Source organism: Arthrobacter sp. 10T413_2 (assembly GCF_056394205.1).
On the sequence record NZ_JBFTHK010000044.1, the window covers coordinates 1 to 20,336 of the forward strand.

General features: G+C 67.7%; 11 protein-coding genes and 2 tRNA genes. 8 read left to right on the forward strand and 5 right to left on the reverse strand.

Features of this window, described 5'->3' with window-relative positions:
* Nucleotides 1-168: 168 nt before the first annotated feature.
* The 4 genes from AC1DBQ_RS09550 to AC1DBQ_RS09565 form a co-directional block, all read right to left on the reverse strand.
* Nucleotides 169-360 carry a YbdD/YjiX family protein gene (locus AC1DBQ_RS09550; RefSeq protein ID WP_476928273.1) on the reverse strand — a complete coding sequence of 64 codons (192 nt, stop codon included), beginning with the start codon at nt 358-360 and terminating at the stop codon, nt 169-171.
* 13 nt (nt 361-373) lie between these two features.
* Nucleotides 374-2,716, reverse strand: coding sequence for a carbon starvation CstA family protein (locus AC1DBQ_RS09555; RefSeq protein ID WP_476928274.1), 2,343 nt, complete (start codon nt 2,714-2,716; stop codon nt 374-376).
* A 249-nt stretch (nt 2,717-2,965) separates the two neighbouring features.
* The gene (locus AC1DBQ_RS09560; protein ID WP_476928275.1) at nt 2,966-3,502 is read right to left on the reverse strand and encodes a PadR family transcriptional regulator; all 537 of its coding nucleotides are present in this window, start codon (nt 3,500-3,502) and stop codon (nt 2,966-2,968) included.
* 215 nt (nt 3,503-3,717) lie between these two features.
* A complete protein-coding gene (locus tag AC1DBQ_RS09565; protein WP_476928276.1) occupies nt 3,718-4,701 on the reverse strand; it encodes an NAD(P)H-quinone oxidoreductase in 984 nt (327 codons plus the stop codon).
* Between the two features lie 157 nt (nt 4,702-4,858).
* Here AC1DBQ_RS09565 and AC1DBQ_RS09570 point away from each other — a divergent pair.
* The 5 genes from AC1DBQ_RS09570 to AC1DBQ_RS09590 all read left to right on the forward strand — a co-directional run bounded on the left by AC1DBQ_RS09570 (nt 4,859) and on the right by AC1DBQ_RS09590 (nt 13,442).
* A tRNA-Ser gene (locus AC1DBQ_RS09570) sits at nt 4,859-4,946 on the forward strand.
* Between the two features lie 227 nt (nt 4,947-5,173).
* Complete coding sequence (locus AC1DBQ_RS09575; RefSeq protein ID WP_476928277.1) at nt 5,174-6,505, forward strand: hypothetical protein; 1,332 nt, start codon at nt 5,174-5,176, stop codon at nt 6,503-6,505.
* Between the two features lie 70 nt (nt 6,506-6,575).
* On the forward strand, nt 6,576-7,403 hold the full coding sequence (locus tag AC1DBQ_RS09580; RefSeq protein WP_476928278.1) for a glycosyl hydrolase: 828 nt from the start codon (nt 6,576-6,578) through the stop codon (nt 7,401-7,403).
* Nucleotides 7,404-7,671: 268 nt separating this feature from the next.
* Entirely contained in the window at nt 7,672-8,475 is an 804-nt protein-coding gene (locus AC1DBQ_RS09585) for a VOC family protein (RefSeq protein ID WP_476928279.1), read from the forward strand.
* Nucleotides 8,476-8,885: 410 nt separating this feature from the next.
* Nucleotides 8,886-13,442 carry an ExeM/NucH family extracellular endonuclease gene (locus AC1DBQ_RS09590; protein ID WP_476928280.1) on the forward strand — a complete coding sequence of 1,519 codons (4,557 nt, stop codon included), beginning with the start codon at nt 8,886-8,888 and terminating at the stop codon, nt 13,440-13,442.
* Nucleotides 13,443-13,900: 458 nt separating this feature from the next.
* On the opposite strand, the gene AC1DBQ_RS09595 is transcribed toward AC1DBQ_RS09590, so the two are convergent.
* On the reverse strand, nt 13,901-16,009 hold the full coding sequence (locus AC1DBQ_RS09595; RefSeq protein ID WP_476928281.1) for an FAD/NAD(P)-binding protein: 2,109 nt from the start codon (nt 16,007-16,009) through the stop codon (nt 13,901-13,903).
* Between the two features lie 85 nt (nt 16,010-16,094).
* Here AC1DBQ_RS09595 and AC1DBQ_RS09600 point away from each other — a divergent pair, with 85 nt between their 5' ends.
* The 3 genes from AC1DBQ_RS09600 to AC1DBQ_RS09610 all read left to right on the forward strand — a co-directional run bounded on the left by AC1DBQ_RS09600 (nt 16,095) and on the right by AC1DBQ_RS09610 (nt 20,335).
* Complete coding sequence (locus AC1DBQ_RS09600) at nt 16,095-18,383, forward strand: prolyl oligopeptidase family serine peptidase (protein WP_476928282.1); 2,289 nt, start codon at nt 16,095-16,097, stop codon at nt 18,381-18,383.
* A gap of 145 nt (nt 18,384-18,528) precedes the next feature.
* Nucleotides 18,529-18,616, forward strand: a tRNA-Ser gene (locus AC1DBQ_RS09605).
* Nucleotides 18,617-18,721: 105 nt separating this feature from the next.
* Nucleotides 18,722-20,335, forward strand: coding sequence for a phytoene desaturase family protein (locus AC1DBQ_RS09610; RefSeq protein ID WP_476928283.1), 1,614 nt, complete (start codon nt 18,722-18,724; stop codon nt 20,333-20,335).
* Nucleotide 20,336: the final 1 nt, after the last annotated feature.

The window sequence follows — 20,336 nt, forward strand, 5'->3', positions numbered from 1 at the left end:
GGACACGATTGTGCCCGGCGGCGCCCCTCCCCCGGATCCTTGACTGCGTCCCGCATTCGGYCGGTCAGCGGCATGTGCCGCCCGCCACCACCGGGCACGTCACGACATCCTGTTCAGCAGCGGCGACTCAAGAAAACGGCTCAGCAACACCCGCTCAGCAACACCGCCTCAGCAACACCGCCCTTGAGGCGCGGTGTCCTGCCGGTCGGTCCGGTCACGCCAGAACTCCCGCTCTGTCAGCGGCGGACCGGCATGACCGGAGGCCTCGTGGTGTTCCAAGTACTTCTTGTAGGCATCCGCGCCCAGCACCCCGCTGAGATACCCGGCAATCCCCCGGAACCCGGCGATTACCACGTTCATGGCCGGCTCCGCATCAGTGGTGTCCGGACTTTTCCAGCCGCTGCCCGGCCGGAAGGCTGTTCCACTCGGCTACGAGTTCGCGCTCCGCCGGGGTGGGGATGAACCCTGCCGGTGCGAAGACGCGGGAGGCCTGGGCGGGGTCTTCGTGCTCGGCGTTCGGCAGCCCCGCCGCCGTGTTCCGCAGGGCCTTGATGGTTGCAATCACGGCCGTGATGATGACGATGATGCTCAGCACCACGAAGATGATCGACAGCCAGCCCTGGATCATGGTGTTGCGCACCACGGCCTCCATCGCCGCCTGGGTCTTGGCAGTGCCGAAGGAGGTCTTGCCGTCCGCAAGCGCCTTGGCGAAGGCTGCGTTGTTGGCGAAGTAGCCCACTGCCGGAACGGGCGAGAATATCTTGTAGAAGCTCGCCGTGATTGTCACGACGGCGGCGAACGCAAGCGGCACCGCCACGATCCAGAGATACTTCAGGGCGGTGCGCTTGGCGGCGATGGCCAGGCAGACCGAGAGGGCGATGGCCGCCAGCAGCTGGTTGGCGATCCCGAACAACGGGAACAKGGTGTTGATGCCGCCGAGCGGGTCGGTGACGCCCATCAGCAGCACCGCACCCCAGGCGACCACCATGATGGCGGTGCAGAGCCACGCCCCCGGACGCCAGGAGTGCTCCTTGAACTTCGGAAGGAAGTTGCCGATCGAGTCCTGCAGCATGAAGCGCGCAACCCGGGTACCGGCGTCGACCGCCGTGAGGATGAACAGTGCCTCGAACATGATGGCGAAGTGGTACCAGAACGCCATCATTGCGGTGCCGCCGATGAACTGCTGCATGATGTGAGCCAGGCCGACGGCGAGCGTGGGCGCGCCGCCGGAGCGGGACACGATGCTCTGCTCCCCCACGTCCTTGGCCGTCTGCGCAAGGTCGCCGGCGGTGATGTTGACTCCGGACAGGCCCAGGCTGTTGACCCACGCGGCTGCGGTTTCGACAGTGCCGCCGGTCAGCGCCGCGGGGGCGTTCATGGCGAAGTAGATGCCGCGGTCAATGGAGATGGCGGCCACGAGGGCCATGATGGCCACGAAGGATTCCATGAGCATGCCGCCGTAGCCGATCAGGCGCGTCTGGCGTTCCTTTTCGATCAGTTTCGGCGTGGTGCCCGACGCGATCAGCGCGTGGAAGCCGGACAGGGCGCCGCAGGCGATCGTGACGAACAGGAACGGGAACAGCGAACCGGAAAAGACCGGGCCGTTGTCGCGGCTGGCGAACTCGCTGAACGCCKGGACGGTGATCTCGGGACGGACCACGATGATCGCCAGAGCAAGCATCACGATCACGCCGATCTTCATGAAGGTGGAGAGGTAGTCGCGGGGTGCCAGGAGGAGCCAGACGGGAAGGATCGCGGCGATGAAGCCGTAGATGATCAGGCCCCAGGCGATGGTKACCTTGTCCAGGTGGAAGAACGCGGCACCCCAGTCGGTGCCTGCCACGGCGCCGCCGCCGATGATGGCGGCCATGAGGAGCACGAAGCCGATGATGGAGACCTCCATGACCTTCCCCGGCCGGATGTAGCGCAGGTACACGCCCATGAAGAGGGCGATCGGAATGGTCATGCCCACCGAGAAGACGCCCCACGGGCTTTCGCCCAGGGCGTTGACGACCACCAGGGCGAGGATGGCGACAATGATCACCATGATCAGCAGCGTCGCGACCAGGGCGGCGGTGCCGCCGATCACGCCAAGCTCTTCGCGGGCCATCTGGCCCAGGGAGCGGCCGCCGCGGCGCATGGAGAAGAACAGGACGAGGTAGTCCTGGACGGCACCGGCCAGAACGACGCCGAGGATGATCCAGATGGTGCCTGGCAGGTAGCCCATCTGGGCTGCGATGACCGGGCCCACCAGCGKGCCGGCGCCGGCGATGGCGGCGAAATGGTGGCCGAAGAGGACGTTGCGGTCTGTGCGGACGTAGTCCTTGCCGTCGGCCTTGTATTCGGCCGGGGTGGCACGGCGGTMGTTGGGCTYGAGCAGGTAGCGCTCAATGACCTTGGAGTAGAAGCGGTAGCCGATCAGGTAGGTGCAGACTGACGCGAACACAAACCAGATGGCGTTGACGGTCTCGCCGCGGATGATAGCGAGCATGAACCAGGCGACGCCGCCCAGCAGGGCGATGGCCGCCMACAGCGCGATCCTGGCGGGGGTCCATGTGCGATCCGCGGCGTCGCGGACCGAGTCATCCACCGACGTCGGGGGAAGGGACGGGTCCGGAAAGATCCCGTCGTCGAGCTGTACTGTTCCGTGCGTGCTGACATCTTGCGTGGTTCTGTGTGTGCTGTCGCCTTGTGTGCCGTCTGGCATTGTGCCCATGTCTCCTCCTCGAGAATCCCAGCTGGGCAGTCCACCGGTGCAGAACTGCCCCCCKGCACCCTACCAACGCGGCCGCGCCCCGGGGCCGCACCTGCGCCCGGCGGTGCAGTCCGCGCGACGAGCGGTCGGCCGGACGCGGTGAACGGTCCGGGGGCGTGGCTGGGCCAGGGCCCATGGGGCCGCCTCGGCCCGTGGCCGCGGCCGGCGGGAGCGGGGCTAGGCCATGCTGGAGCTAGTCCGGGTGCGGGGCTAGGCCGGGGGGTTGCTGAGCTGCATCAGGCGGGCCTCGCAGAGGTCCAGCCAGCGCACTTCGGCCTCGGTCTGGAAGATGAGGGAGTCCAGCACCAGGACTCTGGCGGTATCGGCCGGGCGCTGGAGGGCGGCGGTGTCGCGCCGGGACTTGGTGTACTCCTGCAGGGCCCGGATAGACACGGCGCGCTGGGCCTGGATGATGGCGCCGACGTCGGTTCCGGGAATCGTCAGACCGAGCGCGAGCTTGATGGCCAGTTCATTCCGGGGCGGGTTCGCGCGGGAGACCGGGAGCGCGAACCATTCCCGGGCCTCGGTTCGGCCGGCCGGGGTGATGCTGTAGATGATGTGCCCGTCGCCGTCGCCGCCGTCTTTTTGGACGAGTCCGTCGCGTTCCAGCCGGTCTAGGGTCGTGTAGACCTGCCCGATGTTCAGTGGCCAGGATGCCCCCGTGCGGTCCTCGAACTCGGTCCTGAGCTGGTAGCCGTAGCGCGGCCGGTCCTGCAAGAGGGCGAGGAGACTGTGGCGGATAGACATGGCACTCCCGGAGGTCAGGAAACCACACAGCATACACGCGCCCCAAGACGCGTGTATACCGCGTATGGAATTACATTATCGTCATTCAAGGACCGACAGCAAAACGGCGCATGCCATTGACGGAATAAGTCGTTCCCGACCTGCGGTTTGACCTGCGGCTTAAGACCMGGCGGCGCCGTGGCGTCTAGTCCACAGCGTCCGGCGCGAGCCCGGCGCTACATGACCAACAGGACTTTGCCGACGTGGTCGCCTGAATCAAAGTAGGTGTGCGCGGCGGCGACCTGGTCCAGCGGGAAGGTCTTGGCCACGAGGGGCCGAATCCTGCCGTCGGTCAGCATCGGCCAGACGGCATCGCGGACGGCGTTCATGATCACGGTCTTTTCCTCGACCGGTCGGGGACGCAGGGCCGTGGCGATGATGGCCGCCCGTTTGCGCAGCAGCTGCCCCAGGTCCAGTTCCGCTTTCGCCCCGCCCTGCAGCCCGATCACCACGAGACGCCCGTAGTCGGCGAGCGCCTCGATGTTCTGCCCAAGGTACTTGGCGCCGACGACGTCGAGTATGACGTCCGCCCCTTTGCCGCCGTTCTGCGCGCGCAGGCTCGCGGGGAAGTCTTCCTCCGCGTAATTGATGGCGATGTCTGCACCGAGGAACGCCTTGGCAGTGCTTACMTTCTCCGCGTTGCCGGCTGTCGTGGCCACCCGCGCGCCGACGGCTTTCGCCAGCTGAATGGCCATGGTGCCGATACCGCCGGTGGCTCCGTGGATGAGGACGGTTTCGCCCGGCTGCAGCTGCGCCGTCATGATCAGGTTGGAATAGACGGTGGCCGCGACCTCCGGCAACGACGCCGCAGTGACCAGGTCCACGCCGTCGGGAATCCGCAAAACCTGCCCCGCGGGCACGGCAACCTTCTGGGCGTAGCCACCGCCGGAGAGCAGCGCCACCACCTTGTCCCCCACCGAGAACGCCTTGGTGACGCCCGGGCCGAAGCCCGCGATCCGGCCGGAGACCTCCAGCCCGGGGATCTCGGAGGCGCCCGGGGGCGGCGGGTAKAACCCCTTGCGCTGCTGGACGTCCGCACGGTTCAGGCCCGCGGCCACGACGTCGATCAGAACCTCGCCGGGGCCGGCCACCGGGGCCTCGACCTCACGGACCTCCAGGACCTCGGGTCCGCCGGGCTCAGAGATATAGACAGCCTTCATGGAGCACTCCCGATTCCTAACTGGCCCCGCGCACCTGCGCCGCGATCGCCAGGTCCGATCAACATCTCTCCCCAGAATATGGCGGGGAGCCATACGCGTCCGCAAGCGCAGCGCGTTTTTTGTGGCAGCCGACTGCCTATGAAAGACTACTCGTTAAGGAAGGTTGTCCGAGCGGCCGATGGAGCTGGTCTTGAAAACCAGTGTGCGGTAACCCCGTACCAAGAGTTCGAATCTCTTACCTTCCGCGGGAGCGCAGAGTCTGCGCGATGCAGTTAGCGCAAATTTTGCGCGGTTCAGAGGCCGGTTGAGTCAATCGAGAGATTGTCCCAGCCGGCCTCACTCGTCTCCCGGCTCGCTCGTCCGGCATTGTGGCCGAGGGTTTCGCTTTGCATGCCGCAAGATCAGCGCATTCTTTCCGCGTGAATAGCACCCTGATGCCCAAAACGCAAAGCTGGGCGGTACGATCAGCCTCGTGAAGAAGAACACCACCAGCATCACCAGCATCTTTGGCCTCAGCCTTGCGCTGACCTTTGGTGCCATGGCGGTGTCTCCAGCCGCCGGCGCTGCCACCCAAACAACCGCAACCCGCTCCGCAGGCACAGCGGTCCCCGCGCTCACGGCAGCCCCCATGACCAGGGCCGCATACAATGCATCCTTCGTCCTCCTGGCGGCTGACTACCAAGCCGCCGCCCAGCGTTTCGTTGACGCTCAGGCCAGCGAATACGCCTACCAGGCGAGCCTCCGGCCCACCCTGGACAAAGCACTTGCGGCCAAAAAAGCCGACATTGACGCCACAAACGCGGCCTACGACAAAGCGACCGCGGCCCTGAGAAAAGCGAACAGCGCACAACAGCCCGCGCTCGACAGGGCTCTGGCAGCGGAGAAGGCGGCGTACGCCCAGAAAGCCGCCGAGCACATCAAAGCCATGGACGATCTCGCCGCCGCCCAAGACAAAAAGCGGCCCGCCCTGGATGCCGCTATCGCGGCCGAAAACGCTGCCTTCGACCGGAAGACCCAGGCCTACGCCAAGGCCGTCGCCGACCTGACCGAGGCGAATAACCGGGTCAAACCAGCGCTCGAACAAGCCATCGCCAACGAATACGCCAAATACGCCAGCACGAGAGCGACCTATGACGCGGCGGTCTCCAAAGCCAACACGACGCTCTCCGCGAAGAAAGTCGCCTCCGCCAAGGAATACGCAGCAGCGAAAACCACCGCAGCGAAGGACCTGGCCAAAGCGACGTACGCGAAAGCCGCAGCCAGCTACGCCGCTGAAATCGCCGCCCTCAAGGCCGCTTACGCCAAAGAGGCCCCCGCCCGGGACGCCCGCATCCAGGCGCTCCGCGACGGGTACACCCGATCCAAGGCAGCCTACGCAKCCGCACGAGCCCAGCTGGCGGCACAACACGACGGCKAATACCGCGCCAAGTCCGGCCGCATCGCAGCCCTGAAGAACGCGTACACCCAGTCCAGGGTCGACTACAAGAAGGCCCGGACCCAGCTCAAGAACGCCTACGCCAAGGAAGCCCCCGCCCGGGACGCGCGGGTCGCCGCCCTCAAAGACGGGTACACCAAATCCCAGGCAGACTACAGCCTCAAACGGGCCCAGCTGGCGGACGCGCACGCCAAGGCCGTGGCCGACTACAAAGCCAGCACCTCTGCCCTCCGCACCAAATACGCCCGGACCGTAGCCGGCAACGGAACCCGGCTGGCGGCCACCGTCACTGCCTTCGCGGCAGCAGGGACGAAATACACCATGGCGCTGGCGCGCCTGCGCGCAAGCTACCCGGCGTACAAAAGCTGACACCTGAAGCGAAAGGCCCATCGAACAGCKGGGCCAAGGCAGAACGCCCCACGACCTGATAAAGGAACCCATGGAACGCCGACACTTTCTCACACTCCCGCTGGCCGCTCTGGCGGTCCCCGGACTGATGGCAGCCGGTGCCGGCTCGGCTAACGCGGCCACTCCTGCCCGGGCCCTCAAAGGCGCATCCAACGGCGGCCGTGACGCCCTGTCGTTCAGGCAGATAAAGGGCCTCAACCCCGACTGGTATTACACCTGGCAGGCCACGCGGACCTACACCGGAAAACCCTTCGTCCCGATGATCAAGGACGGCAGGAGACTGCTCCAACGAGATGCGCTCGGCTTTGTGAACCGGGAGCTGGGCCAGACGAAAACCGCCAACCTCCTCGGCTTCAACGAACCCGACCACCCGCTCCAGGCCAACATGTCCGTCGATGAAGCCGTCCGGCTGTGGCCGCTGCTGCAGACGACCGGGCTGCGGCTCGGGTCTCCGGCCACGATCAGCCCGGACGCCAAGTGGCTCGACCAGTTCATGCTCCGGGTCAAGCGGGAAAACCTGCGCGTCGACTTCATGACCATGCACTGCTACGCCTGGCCGGACACCGCAGACTTCCTCAGGAAGGTAGCCCGCCTCCACGACAAGTACCAGCGCCCCGTCTGGGTCACCGAATACGCCGTCGCAGACTGGAATGTCTCCAAGACCCACAAGAACGAGTTCACCCGCCCGATGGTCGAGAGGTTCATGCGCGAGACCGTCGCGGGCATGCGAAAGCTACCGTACKTGGAAAGGTTCGCGTGGAAGAACCGCCCCATCAACGACCCCCAAATGGGCACGTCATCACTGTTCAAACTGGACGGCACGTTGACATCAACCGGCAGGCTCTACGCGTCACTCTAGGCGGGCGTGGTGCGCGTTTGCGGCGGTGCTTGACCGCCAGTTGACCGCTCGGGGAGCACGACGGCGGCCGCAGCGGAGCACGGGGCTGAGTGCCGCCACGTGTGCTGCTATTTGCGCCGCGGACAGCCTCCCCATTGAAAGTGTCGGGGCCCCGTCATAGTCTCGCTGTGTCTCCACCAGTTCGTCTCAATCACAACGCCTCCAACACCCACACGAGTCCGGCGGCCGCACGACGATGCCAGTGCCGCCACAGAGAGCAGGAGTCCCCATGCCCACACCCGACCACTCCAACGGCGCACCATGCTGGATCGACCTCATGACATCGGACGCCGAGAAGGCCAAGTCCTTCTACGGCGCGCTATTCGGCTGGACCTTCCAGACCGGCGACGAAGAGAAGTACGGCGGCTACATCACCGCCTCGAAGGACGGAAAGTCCGTGGCCGGCATGATGCAGCAGCGGCCGGACCAGGCAGCCTGGCCMGACATGTGGTCCACGTACCTGCGCTCGGAGGACGCTGCGGCCACCGTCAAGGCTGCGACGGAGCACGGCGGGCAGGTCTATATGGAGCCCATGGTCGTCCCGGAACAGGGCAGCATGGCCATGATCGCGGACGCCACAGGCGCGTCGATTGGCGTGTGGCAGCCGGCCGAGATGAAGGGCTTCGAACTGGCGGCCGAACCGGGCGCACCGGCCTGGCACGAACTGCACACCAAGGACTACGCCACCGCCGTCAAGTTCTATCAGGACGTGTTCGGCTGGGACACCGACGTCATGAGCGACACCCCGGAATTCCGTTACACCACGCTGGGCGCAGGGCCAGCAGCMAAGGCCGGGATCATGGACGCTTCGGCCTATCTGCCGGCCGAAGTTCCTTCCAACTGGCAGGTCTACTTCGCCGTGAAGGACGCCGACGCCACCATTGCACAGGCCCTCTCCCTCGGCGCCACGGTGGTCGACGGGCCGGACGACACCCCCTTTGGCCGGCTCGCCACGCTCGCCGACCCCACCGGAGCGATGTTCAAGATCGTGGCTGACACCGGCCAGGGAGCTCAGCCCGCCGCGGACGCGTAGCCCCGGAGCCCGGGACCGCTAACCCCGGTCTCCCCGACAGGCGGGGCCGAAAGGCCTCAGCCACCTAATTACAAAAATTGTTGTAAGAAATACCGGCCAGTCCCTTCCCCGAGGGCTACTGGCCGGTATTCTGCTGTGGAGCGCCCGGTGGAGGCACCCGGACACCGCTCACCTGCATCATCAGTCACCGCTGCCCGGGGCTTTCGAGCCGCTCCGGGAAGGCTGCGGCGCGTCTCGCTGGGGGACGTCCCGCCGAATGCACGCTTAATCCATACGTTGTTCATTCACCCCTGTTTGGATGGGCCCGGCACGACTTGACCAGGAGTTCAGGCCGGCCACTGTCCGCTGTACCCGGCGGACGCACTGCACCCTGCCCTTTACCCGGGGCACCCTAATGAGAGTTAGAGCGGATGAAACAAACACCCTGGAAATCAGTGCTGGGCACAGCCCTGTCGGCGGCGCTCATAGCGGCTCCGCTGGCAGCAGCCCCGGCACATGCCGTGGAGGCTTCCCCGGCGGCAACCGGAACGTCACCGGTGGTCATCAACGAGGCCTACCTCAGCGGCGGCAGCTCCGGCGCCGCCTTCAAGAACAAATTCGTCGAGCTCTACAACAGCTCCGACGCGCCCGTTTCGCTGGACGGCTGGTCCCTCCAGTACCGCTCCGCCACAGGCACGGGAGCGCCGAGCTCGGTTGCAGCCCTGAGCGGCAGTATCCCCGCCCAGGGGTACTACCTCCTCAAGGGCGGCAGCAACGGCACCGCCGGCGCGGACCTCCCGGCCGCGGACTCCACCGCCACCGGATTCAACCCGGCCGGGGGCGGCGGCACGATCGTGCTGGCCAAACAGTCCAACGCACTCAACCCGCTGCTGACCGGCTCGGTCATTGAACCGGCCAACGTCGCGGACGTGCTCGGCTACGGCACGTCGAACACCTTCGAGACCCAGGCGGCCGCGGCGCCGTCGGGCAACACCGACGTCAAGAGCCTGAACCGCAGCAACGGCGCGGACACCAACAACAACTCCGCCGACCTCGCGCTMAACKGGGCCATCACGCCTAAGTCTGCCAACGGCACCGCAGATCCCGGCCCCGTCGACCCGCCCGCGGACCCCGGCACGCCCCCGGCCACCAAGACCATCGCCGAAATCCAGGGCACTGGCGCGGCCAGCCCGCTRGCCGGGTCCACGGTCACGACGCGCGGTAGGGTCACCGCGACGTTCCCCACCGGCGGTTTCGCCGGCTACTACGTCCAGACCGCCGGCACCGGCGGCGATCTCACGCCGGMCAACCACGCGGCGTCGGACGCTGTGTTCGTCTACTCGCCCTCCACGGTGGACTCCGTCAGGATCGGTGACTACGTCGAGCTCACCGGCGCCGTCAGCGAATTCTTCGGAATGACCCAGCTGACCGTTGCCGCGGCAGCCGATCTGAAGAAGCTCACCGAGGCCGCCCCGGAGGTCAAGGCCACCGGCTTCGCCCTCCCGGCCGACGAGGCGTTCCGTGAGTCCCTCGAAGGCATGCTGCTCACCCCGCAGGGACCGGTCACCGTGGCGGACAACTTCTCCCTGAACCAGTACGGCGAGATCGGCCTGGCCGGCGGCACCACCGCGCTGGAGCAGCCCACCGCCGTCGCGCCTTTCGGCTCCGCGGAATACACCGCCTCTGTGGCGGCAAATGCCGCCCGCGGCATCAAGCTCGACGACGGCGCCACCACGAACTTCCTCAAGGACGCCGCCACGAAGGCGCAGGTGCTCCCGTACCTGACCACGGACGACCACGTCCGGGTCGGCGCGCCGGTGACGTTCAAAACCAATGTGGTGCTCAGCTACGCGAACAACGCCTGGAAGTTCCAGCCTCTGACACAGCTCACGGCCGCCAACGCGGACACCGTGCAGCCGGCAAGCTTCGGCGCGACCCGCGCGGACTCCCCGGCGGCCGTCGGCGGCAACCTCAAGCTCGCCTCCTTCAACGTGCTGAACTACTTCCCCACCACGGGCGACCAGGTGGCAGGCTGCACCTTCTACCCGGATCGGGACGGCAACCCCATCACCGTCAAGGGCGGCTGCGACGTCCGCGGCGCCGCGAATGCGGAGAACTTCAAGCGTCAGCAGGACAAGATCGTCGCCGCCATCTCGAAATCCGGGGCCGACGTCGTCACGCTGATGGAGGTCGAGAACTCGGCCCAGTTCGGCAAGAACCGCGACGACGCCCTCGCCAAGCTCGTCGACGCCCTGAACATCGCCACGCCCGGGATCTGGGACTACGTCCGCACGCCCGCCAACGCACCCCCGCTGGCCGACGAGGACATGATCCGCACCGCGTTCATCTTCAAGAAGGCCACCGCGGAACCGGTGGGCGAGTCCATCATCCACAACGACACCGTCGCGTTCGCCAGCGCCCGCAAGCCGCTGGCCCAGGTCTTCAAGCCCGTCGGCGCCGCCGATGACAAGAAGTTCATCGCGATCGCCAACCACTTCAAGTCCAAGGGTTCCGCCGCCACGCCGGATKACACCGACAAGGGCCAGGGCGCCTCGAACCTTGCCCGCACCGCCCAGGCGCAGTCCCTGCTGGCGTTCTCCGATGAACTGCAGAAGTCCAAGGGCACGGACAAGGTCTTCCTGATCGGCGACTTCAACTCCTATGCCAAGGAGGACCCGATCAACGTCCTCACGGGCGCCGGCTACGTCAACCAGGATGAGAAGGCGAAGAACGCCGACGGCTCCGCCAAGCATTCCTACCTCTTCGGCGGCCTTGTGGGTTCGTTGGACCACATCCTCGCCTCCCCCGCAGCCAACGCCGCGGTCACGGGCGCCGACATCTGGAACATCAACTCCGTGGAGTCCGTGGCGCTGGAGTACAGCCGCTACAACAACAACGTCACCGACTACTACACGCCGGACCAGTTCCGGGCGAGCGATCACGATCCAGTGGTGGTGGGCCTGAACTTGCCCGTCACCCCGGCCAGCGTTGAGCTGAACTTCCTCGGGATCAACGACTTCCACGGCCGCATCGATTCCAACACCGTGTTCTTCGCGGGGACCWTCGAGAAGCTTCGCGCCGCCGCCGCACCGGGCGCTACGGCGTTCATTTCGGCCGGCGACAACATCGGCGCCTCGCTGTTCGCCTCCGCGATCGCCAAGGACCAGCCGACCATCGACGTGCTGAACGCGCTGGACCTGCGCACCTCCGCGGTGGGCAATCACGAGTTCGACGGCGGCTGGGCGGACCTGCGCGACCGCGTCAGCGCCGGCGGAACCAACGCGAAATTCCCGTACCTGGGCGCCAACGTCTATGCCAAGGGCACCACCACACCGGTCCTGCCGGAGTACACGGTCCTGGACATGAACGGCGTAAAGGTCGCCGTGATCGGCACCGTGACCCAGGAAGTGCCCTCGCTCGTCACGCCGTCGGGCATCGCGGACCTGGAGTTCGGGGATCCCGTCGACGCCATCAACCGGGTCGCGGCAAAGATCAAGGCGGACAAGGTCGCCGACGTCATCATCGTGGAGAACCACGACGGCGCCGGGTCCGGTGCGCCCGAGGGCGCCACCCTGGAACAGGAAGTCGCCGCCGGCGGCCCCTTCGCCAAGATGGTCCAGAAGGTCACCCCGGATGTTGCCGCGATCTTCAACGGCCACACCCACAAGCAGTACGCCTGGGACGCGCCGGTCCTGGATTCGGCGGGCCAGCCCACCGGCAGGACCCGCCCGATCGTCCAGACCGGAAACTACGGCGAGTTCATCGGCCAGATCCAGCTCATCGTCGACACCAAGACCATGTCGGTGACCGGCTACAAGGCCGGCAACGTCCAGCGCACCACGAGTGCCGTGCAGCCTGCAGCGGACCTCGTGGCCCAGTACCCGCGGGTCGCCGCCGTCAAGTCCATCGTGGACAAGGCCCTGGCCGACGCCGCCGTGGTGGGCAACCAGCCTGTCGGCAAGGTCACCGCGGATATCACGACGGCGTTTGGCGGCTCCCCGGCCGTGCGCGATGACCGGGCCAGCGAGTCCACGCTCGGCAACTTGGTGGCCGACTCCCTCGTGGATGCGCTGAAGGCGCCGGAACTCGGCGCCGCACAAATCGGCGTCGTCAATCCGGGCGGTCTGCGCAACGAGCTGTACTACGCGCCCGACGGCACCATCACGTACGCCGAGGMCAACGCGGTCCTGCCGTTCGTGAACAATCTGTGGACCACGTCCCTGACGGGCGCGCAGTTCAAGACGCTGCTGGAGCAGCAGTGGCAGACCAACCCGGACGGCACGGTTCCCAGCCGCGCCTACCAGCAACTGGGCCTCTCCAAGAACGTGAACTACACCTACGACGCCGCCCGCGCCGCCGGTGACCGGATCACCTCGATCCGGATCAACGGTGCGCCGGTTGACCCGGCGCAGTCTTACCGGATCGGAACGTTCAACTTCCTGGCCACCGGCGGCGACAACTTCCGCATCTTTAAGGAAGGTGCCGGCACCAAGGACTCCGGGCTGGTGGACCGCGACGCGTGGGTCAAGTACCTGCAGACCCACAACCCCGTTTCGCCTGACTTCGCACGCCGCTCCGTGGCGGTCGTGAACACGACGGCGGCCGAGGTCAAGAGTGGGGAGTCCGTCACCCTGGCGGTTTCGAAGCTGGACCTCACCTCGCTGGGCAGCCCGGTGAATACCTCGCTGCGCGCCGAATTCACGGATGCTGCAGGTGCCGTGACGTCCCTTGGCTCAGTTCCGGTGTCCGGCGGCGCCGCCACGCTGGACGTGAAGGTTCCTGCAGGCGCGGCTGCCGGCACGGGCACCCTGGTGCTCACCGCCGTCGAATCCGGCACTGTGGTGAAGACTGCGGTGCTGGTCGCGCCCAGCACCCCCGTCCCGCCGAAGTGCGTCCCGCCGGTCAAGCCGACGCGGCCCGCGGACGTCGTGGGCCAGGTGAACTACGGGACAGCCATGGCCGCCTACCGGAAGTGCCTCAAGGGCTGAATCCTTGGCCCGGGCTTCCGTGGCCCCGGGCACGTAGCCCGGTTCTCGTAGCCCCGCAGCAGTGAGCATGCCCTCCCCTGGCCCGCAGCAGTGGACATAAGCACCAAGTGTCCGCCGCCCGGCCCCACGGGAGGGCATGTCCATTTGTCGAGGGTGTCCGGGTGGAACCCAAGGAGCCAGGATGCCGCGCCCACATCACGGGACATGCCCTCCCCTGGCCCGCAGCAGTKGACATAAGCACCGAGAGCCCACCGCCCGGCGCCACAGGAGGGCATGTCMATTTGTCGAGGTGTCCTGGTGGAACCCGGAGCCAGGACGCCGCGGCCACAACACGGGACATGCCCAGCCCTAAGCCTCAGGAATGGACATAAGCACCAAGAGCCCACCGCCCGGCGCCACGGGAGGGCATGTCCATTTTTCGGAGGGGCAGATGCGGGCCAGAGACGTGCAACTGCGTGTCAGCGGCCCAGGATGTCCCGGGCGATCTCGTCGGCGTCGCGCAGGGTGCGCTGGCCGCTGCGATAGACGGGGCCTGACGCCGGCCGGGCCTCGGCGGCGATGGCCGTGCCCCATTGCGCGGCGGAGAGCTGGAGCCCGAGCACGTAGATTCCCTCCGTGACGGACCCGTTGGCCCCGAGCGGCCGATACGGATGCGGGACGACGTCCAGTCCCGAGGTCTGCACCGGGGTCCCCTCCACGCTCATCATGAGGCGCGGCCGCACCAGCCCCTCGGCCAGCAATTGCTCCAGCAGGGGCGAGGCGTTCACGGCCACCTGGTTGGCCGGCGCGAGCGCCTCGATCATCGCCGACGCCGCCACGGAGCCTCCCGCGGAGTCGCCCGCAACGGCAGTGCCCAGGCCGGCACCGCCCACGACGCTCCCCGTCCCGGAGCTCGCGCCGGCACCCCCCGAGCCGCCCAGAACACCGCCGGACCCGCCGTCGACGCTTTCATCGGTGCCGCCGCCCACCCAGGGCGACGCCGCGATGAACGTMCGGGCGCGGCGGTCCACGCCGAACTTGGGGTCCGGGCCCACGAAGCGGACAACCCCCGCGCGCGCCAGGGCCGCGAGCTGCGCGGCACGTAGCGCCGGCGGACCGCTCGCCAGGCCTTCCACGAAAGATTCGAACCAGCCGCGCAGGCCCGCGACCCACGATTCGTCCGTGATGCCACTGTCGGCCACAGCGGTCTTGAGMACCGCCCGGCCGTGGTGCAGGGCGCCGATGGCCATCTTCACGGCATCGTTCTCGCCGAGMGCCGAACGCCGGGCGTCGTCGAGCAGATAGTCCACGACGGCGGCATCCAGTTCAGCCCGGGAGCCAAACAATCGCCCGGCCAGGGGAGCTGCGAGGCCGAGCAAGTCCAGACGGTGGGCTGCCCGGACATGGATGGCGACCACGGATTCCATGGTGTTTTCCCACTTGCCGGTCGAATGCGCGTGCGGCCGCAGTGACTCGTCCAGGGCGCGCAGGAACTCGGCCGGATCGGTCAGGACCGCACCGGGCTGCGAGCGCGCGAGCGTTGAGTAGTAGGCCCAGATCGCGTCGCGGTGCAGGAGCGGCCAGAGGTCAAAGTCGAAGGACGGCCGGATGCCGGACTCGGCGAACTTCGCGATCGCGTCCTCGGTGCAGTACCGCAGCTGGACCGAGCCCGGGTAGTAGCCGGTGAGCGTCGCCTTGGCCCGATAGGGGGTCCCGCGGCGTGAGGCGGCGATGATGAGAGGTTCGCGGCCGGACGGCACGTATGTCAGTTCAGCGTTGTCCTCCGCGGCCAGGAACCGCCCGCCGCGCCCTTCCGTCAGCTGTCCCATCACGTCAAAGAAGTTCAGGCCCATACCGCGCACGAGGACTGGTTCACCGGCCGGCACCACGGACCAGTCGACGTCSGCGGGCGCCGCCGGCGGCAGGTACAGGAGTCCGAGCTCCTCCGCCGCGGTGAGCAGCTCCCGCTGTTCGGCGTTCAAACGCGCGTCCAGATGGCCCAGAGCCAGCACCACGGAGTCGACGGTGAGCACCGTGCCGTCGTCGAGAACGACGTCGAACCGCACCGAAGAATCCTGTGCGGCAACAGGGTCAGCGCCCGCTGCGGCCGCATGGCGCACGGAGGTCGCCGTCGCCGGGTGGAAGTCCACGGTGACGCCGGCCGGGAGCCGGGTGAGCAGCTCCTCGAGGGTGCAGCGCAGGTAACGGCCGTACAGGGCCCGGCTGGGGAAGTCCGTCTGGCCKAGCMCGGATACCTCGGCGCGCTCCGCGTCGGTCAGCGACGGATCCGCCTGGCGTTGCTGGAGGTCGCGCCACTGGTCAAAGGTGCGCCMGGCCACGGGCGCGGCGAGCGCCGGGTCTTCCGGGATGACCGTGGGATAGAACGATTGCGTGTTCATCAGGTACAGCCGCGACTGTCCGGGCTGCCAGACATGCCCGGGGCCGGCCGGGTACGGGTCGATCACGTCAATGTGCAGGGTTCCGGCAAGGCCGGCGGCGGCCCGGTTGGCAAGGAGCCGCTCGAGTACGCTCGTGCCCCGGGGACCGGCGCCAATCACTGCCGTCCGGATGCTTCGCGATATGCCCACGCCATCCAGCGTATCGGCAACCTGGCCGCGGACCGGACCCGCCGCGTGACTTGCTACTGCCGCACCGATGTTCTTGGATGGAAAAATGACCGCCACAGAAGCTGATCACCCGTCCGCGTCCGGCCAAGCCGCCGGTGCCGCCCCGGCTGCCGGGACTGCACCCGAACCTATCGACGAGAACATCTGGCTCGAGGACGTCTACGGCCAGGAGCAGTTGGCGTGGGTCCGTGAGCAAAACGCCCGCACCGAAGAACTCCTCGAGGATGCCGACTACACCGACCTCGAAAACAGGATCCTGGAGGTCCTCGACTCCACCGACCGGATCCCCATGGTGGGCAAGCACGGGGAGTGGTACTACAACTTCTGGAAGGACCGGGACAACCCCAAGGGGCTGTGGCGGCGGACCGGCTGGGACAGCTACCGGTCCGGGACCCCCGCATGGGACGTCCTCCTGGATGTCGATGCCCTCGCCGCCGCCGAAGGCCAGGATTGGGTCTTCCACGGCGCCAACTTCCTCCGCCCGGCCCCGGGCGAACCGCACCGTCGGGCGCTGCTGGCCTTCTCCCCCGACGGCGGCGACGCGAACCGCTACCGGGAGTTCGACGTCGAGGCCCGCGGCTTCGTGGACCCGGCCGACGGCGGCTTCGACCTCCCGACCGGCAAGGGCAACGCGTCCTGGCTGGACGCGGACACCTTGCTCGTCGCCACCACGGCCGACGGCCTGCCGCGGACCACCTCCTCCTACGCCCGGACCGGGGTGAAGCTGCGCMGGGGCGAATCCCTCACACAGGCCGAGAAGCTCTTCGACATCCCCGAGGACCACATGATGGCGATCRTGGCCCATGACTCCACGCCGGGCTTCGAACGCACGTTTKCCGTCGACTGGATCAGTTTCTTCGAAAAGAACACCTCCGTGCTGCGCGACGCCCAGTGGGTGCAGATCGACGTGCCCGCGGACGTGAACTTGAGCTCGCACCGCGAATGGCTGCTGTTCCGACCACAGCGCGACTGGACGGTCAACGGCACCACATATCCCGCGGGTTCCCTCCTCGCGGCCGGCTTCGAGGACTTCCTCGCCGGCGGCCGGGACCTGGCCGTGCTCTTCACGCCCGACCCGCACACCTCCCTGCAGTCCTGGAGCTGGACGCGGGACTTCCTGCTGCTGAATCTGCTCCGGGACGTGTCCTCGGAGATCCACGTCCTGGATCCGCGGCGCCCGGGAACGGACTCGGCATGGGAGGCCACCGTCCTGGACGCCTGCCCGCCCCTGCACGACGTMAACGCCTTCGCAGTGGATGACGAAGATGACGCCGAAGGCACGGACGACGACGGCACCGGCGGCGCCGCCTCGGTGTCCGAGGGCGAGTCGCCCGGCGCCGGGAATGATTTCTGGCTCATCGTCACCGGTTTCACGACCCCCACCACCCTGACCCGGGGAACGCTCACCCGCGGCGGTGACTCCGGCGCCGGGGCCACCAACACGCACGAGGTGATCCGGACCTMGCCGTCGTTCTTCAACGAGGCGGACTACGAGGTCCAGCAGCACTTCGCCGTCTCCAAGGACGGCACCAGGATCCCGTACTTCCAGGTGGGCGCCAAGGACCTGGTCCTGGACGGCCAGAACCCCACCCAGCTGTCCGGCTACGGGGGCTTCGAGATTTCGCGGACCCCGGCCTACAGCGGGGCGGTCGGCCGGGCCTGGCTGGAGCGGCGGACCGCGGCGTCCGCCGGCGCCGAGGGCGGGGCCCCGCACCGCCGCGGCGGAGTCTACGTGGTGGCGAACATCCGCGGCGGCGGCGAATACGGGCCGTCCTGGCACCGCGCCGCACTGCAGGGCAACCGCCACCGCGCCTATGAGGACTTCGCCGCCGTGGCGAAGGACCTGATCTCCCGCGGTGTCACCTCCCGCGAGCGGCTCGGCTGCGTGGGAGGCTCCAACGGCGGGCTGCTGGTGGGCAACATGCTCACGCAGTATCCGGAACTGTTCGGGGCCGTCTCCTGCGGGGTCCCGCTCCTGGACATGCGCCGGTACACCAAACTCTCCGCGGGCTACTCCTGGATCGGCGAATACGGCGACCCTGACGACCCGGAGCAGTGGGAGTCCATCAAGACGTTCTCGCCCTACCATCTGCTCAGGGACGGGGTGGACTACCCCGAGACGTTCATCTGGACGGCGACCTCTGATGACCGGGTGGGGCCGGTCCAGGCCCGGAAGATGGCGGCGCGCATGCAGGCCATGGGCATCCCGAACGTCTGGTTCCATGAGGCCCTGGAGGGCGGCCACGCGGGCGCGTCCGACAACCGGCAGGCCGCGGCCCTGCAAAGCCGGAGCCAGCATTTCCTGTGGCGTGCCCTGGCCGGCCGKGAGGCCTGATCCCGCATTCCCTTAAGCCGACAAGCAACGCGGGGTCACATCCGGCCCATCATGGGCCGTAGGTGACCCCGCGTTGTCCCGGACCAGCCGTTTTGCACTGTGTGGCACCTTCTGCGTATCCTTGGTTGGCTAGTTAATAGCAATTGGAGACGTGCCAGAGCGGCCGAATGGGCTTCACTGCTAATGAAGTGTGGGGCACAACTCCACCGGGGGTTCAAATCCCCCCGTCTCCGCGTTTGGCCCCGGTCCCTGACCGGGGCCTTTTGCGTTTCCGGGGTACCCGTCCGGTGGCCGGACGCMGCGCGCCCGACGGCGGATCCGGATGGTTGGATGGACGCATGTCGAGCAACACGGAATTTGACGCGATCATCGTCGGCGGCGGCCACAACGGCCTTGCCGCGGCGGCGTATCTGGCCAAGGCCGGGCGGGACGTCCTGGTCTTGGAAAAGCTGGAGCACGCTGGCGGCGCCGCGGTCTCAGCGCACGCGTTCGACGGCGTCGACGCCCGCCTTTCGCGCTACTCGTACCTCGTAAGCCTCCTCCCGCAGCAAATCATCGATGACCTCGGCCTGCGCATCGAACTGGCGCGGCGACGCTATTCCTCCTATACCCCGGACCCCCGGGACAGCAGCCGGGCCCTGCTGGTGGACAACGAGGACGCGGCCGCCACCGCGGCGTCCTTCGCCGCCGTCGGCGCGCCCGACGGCGAATTCGGCGCCTTCACCGCGTTCTACGCCTCCTGCCGGAAGCTCACGGAGGCCCTTTGGCCCACCATGACCGCGCCGCTGCTGCCGCGGTCCGAGGCGCGGTCCCTCGCCGCCCGGGCCGGGGCGTCCGCGGCCTGGGACGCCATGATCGAACGTCCCATCGGAGATGCCATCGGCCAGGACCTGCACAGCGACCTGGTCCGCGGCGTGGTCCTCACCGATGCTCTGATCGGCACCTTCGCCCGGGCCGACGACGAGGACCTGCAGCAGAACATCTGTTTCCTCTACCACCTGATCGGCGGCGGGACGGGCGATTGGGACGTGCCGGTCGGCGGCATGGGCGCCGTGTCCGGTGAGCTGGAGCGGGCCGCCCGCCACGCCGGCGCGACCATCCTGACCTCGGCGGACGTCACGGCCGTCCGGCCAGGCGGCGTCGTGGGCTACCGCCACGGCGGGCAGGACCGCTCGTCTTCCGCACGGTGGATCCTCTCCAATGTGGCACCGGTGGTCCTGGACCGGCTCCGGGACAGCGGAACCCTCACCGGCATCGACAACCCGAACCATCGCCGCGAGGGCGCACAGGTCAAGGTCAACCTCCTGCTCAAACGGCTCCCCCGGCTCCTGGACGGGTCCGTCAGCCCGGAGGCGGCCTTCGGCGGGACGTTCCACATCAACGAGACGTGGTCCCAGCTCGACGCCGCCTACCTCAGCGCCGCGGGCGGATCCGTGCCCTCGCCGCTGCCGTGCGAAATCTACTGCCATTCGCTGACCGACCCCAGCATCCTGTCCCCGGAACTGCAGGCCGCAGGTGCCCAGACGCTGACGGTCTTCGGGCTGCACGTCCCGGACCGGCTGGTCACGGCGCAGAACAACGAGGACCGGCGGGCCGAACTGCAGTCCGCCGTCATGGCCTCCCTGAACTCCGTCCTGGCTGAACCCATAGAGGATCTGCTCCTGACGGGTCCGKACGGTCGCCCCTGCATCGAAACCAAAACCACCCTGGATATCGAACGCGACGTCGGCATGCCCCGGGGCAACATCTTCCACGGCGGGCTCGACTGGCCGTTCGTGGAAGACGGCGACCCGCTGGACACGCCGGCGCGCCGCTGGGGCGTGGCCACGGACGATCCGCATATCCTGCTCTGCGGATCCGGCGCCCGCCGCGGCGGTGCCGTCAGCGCGATCGGCGGGCACAACGCCGCCATGGCCGTGCTGGAAGCTGAACAGCCGCTCCGCCATGCGTGAA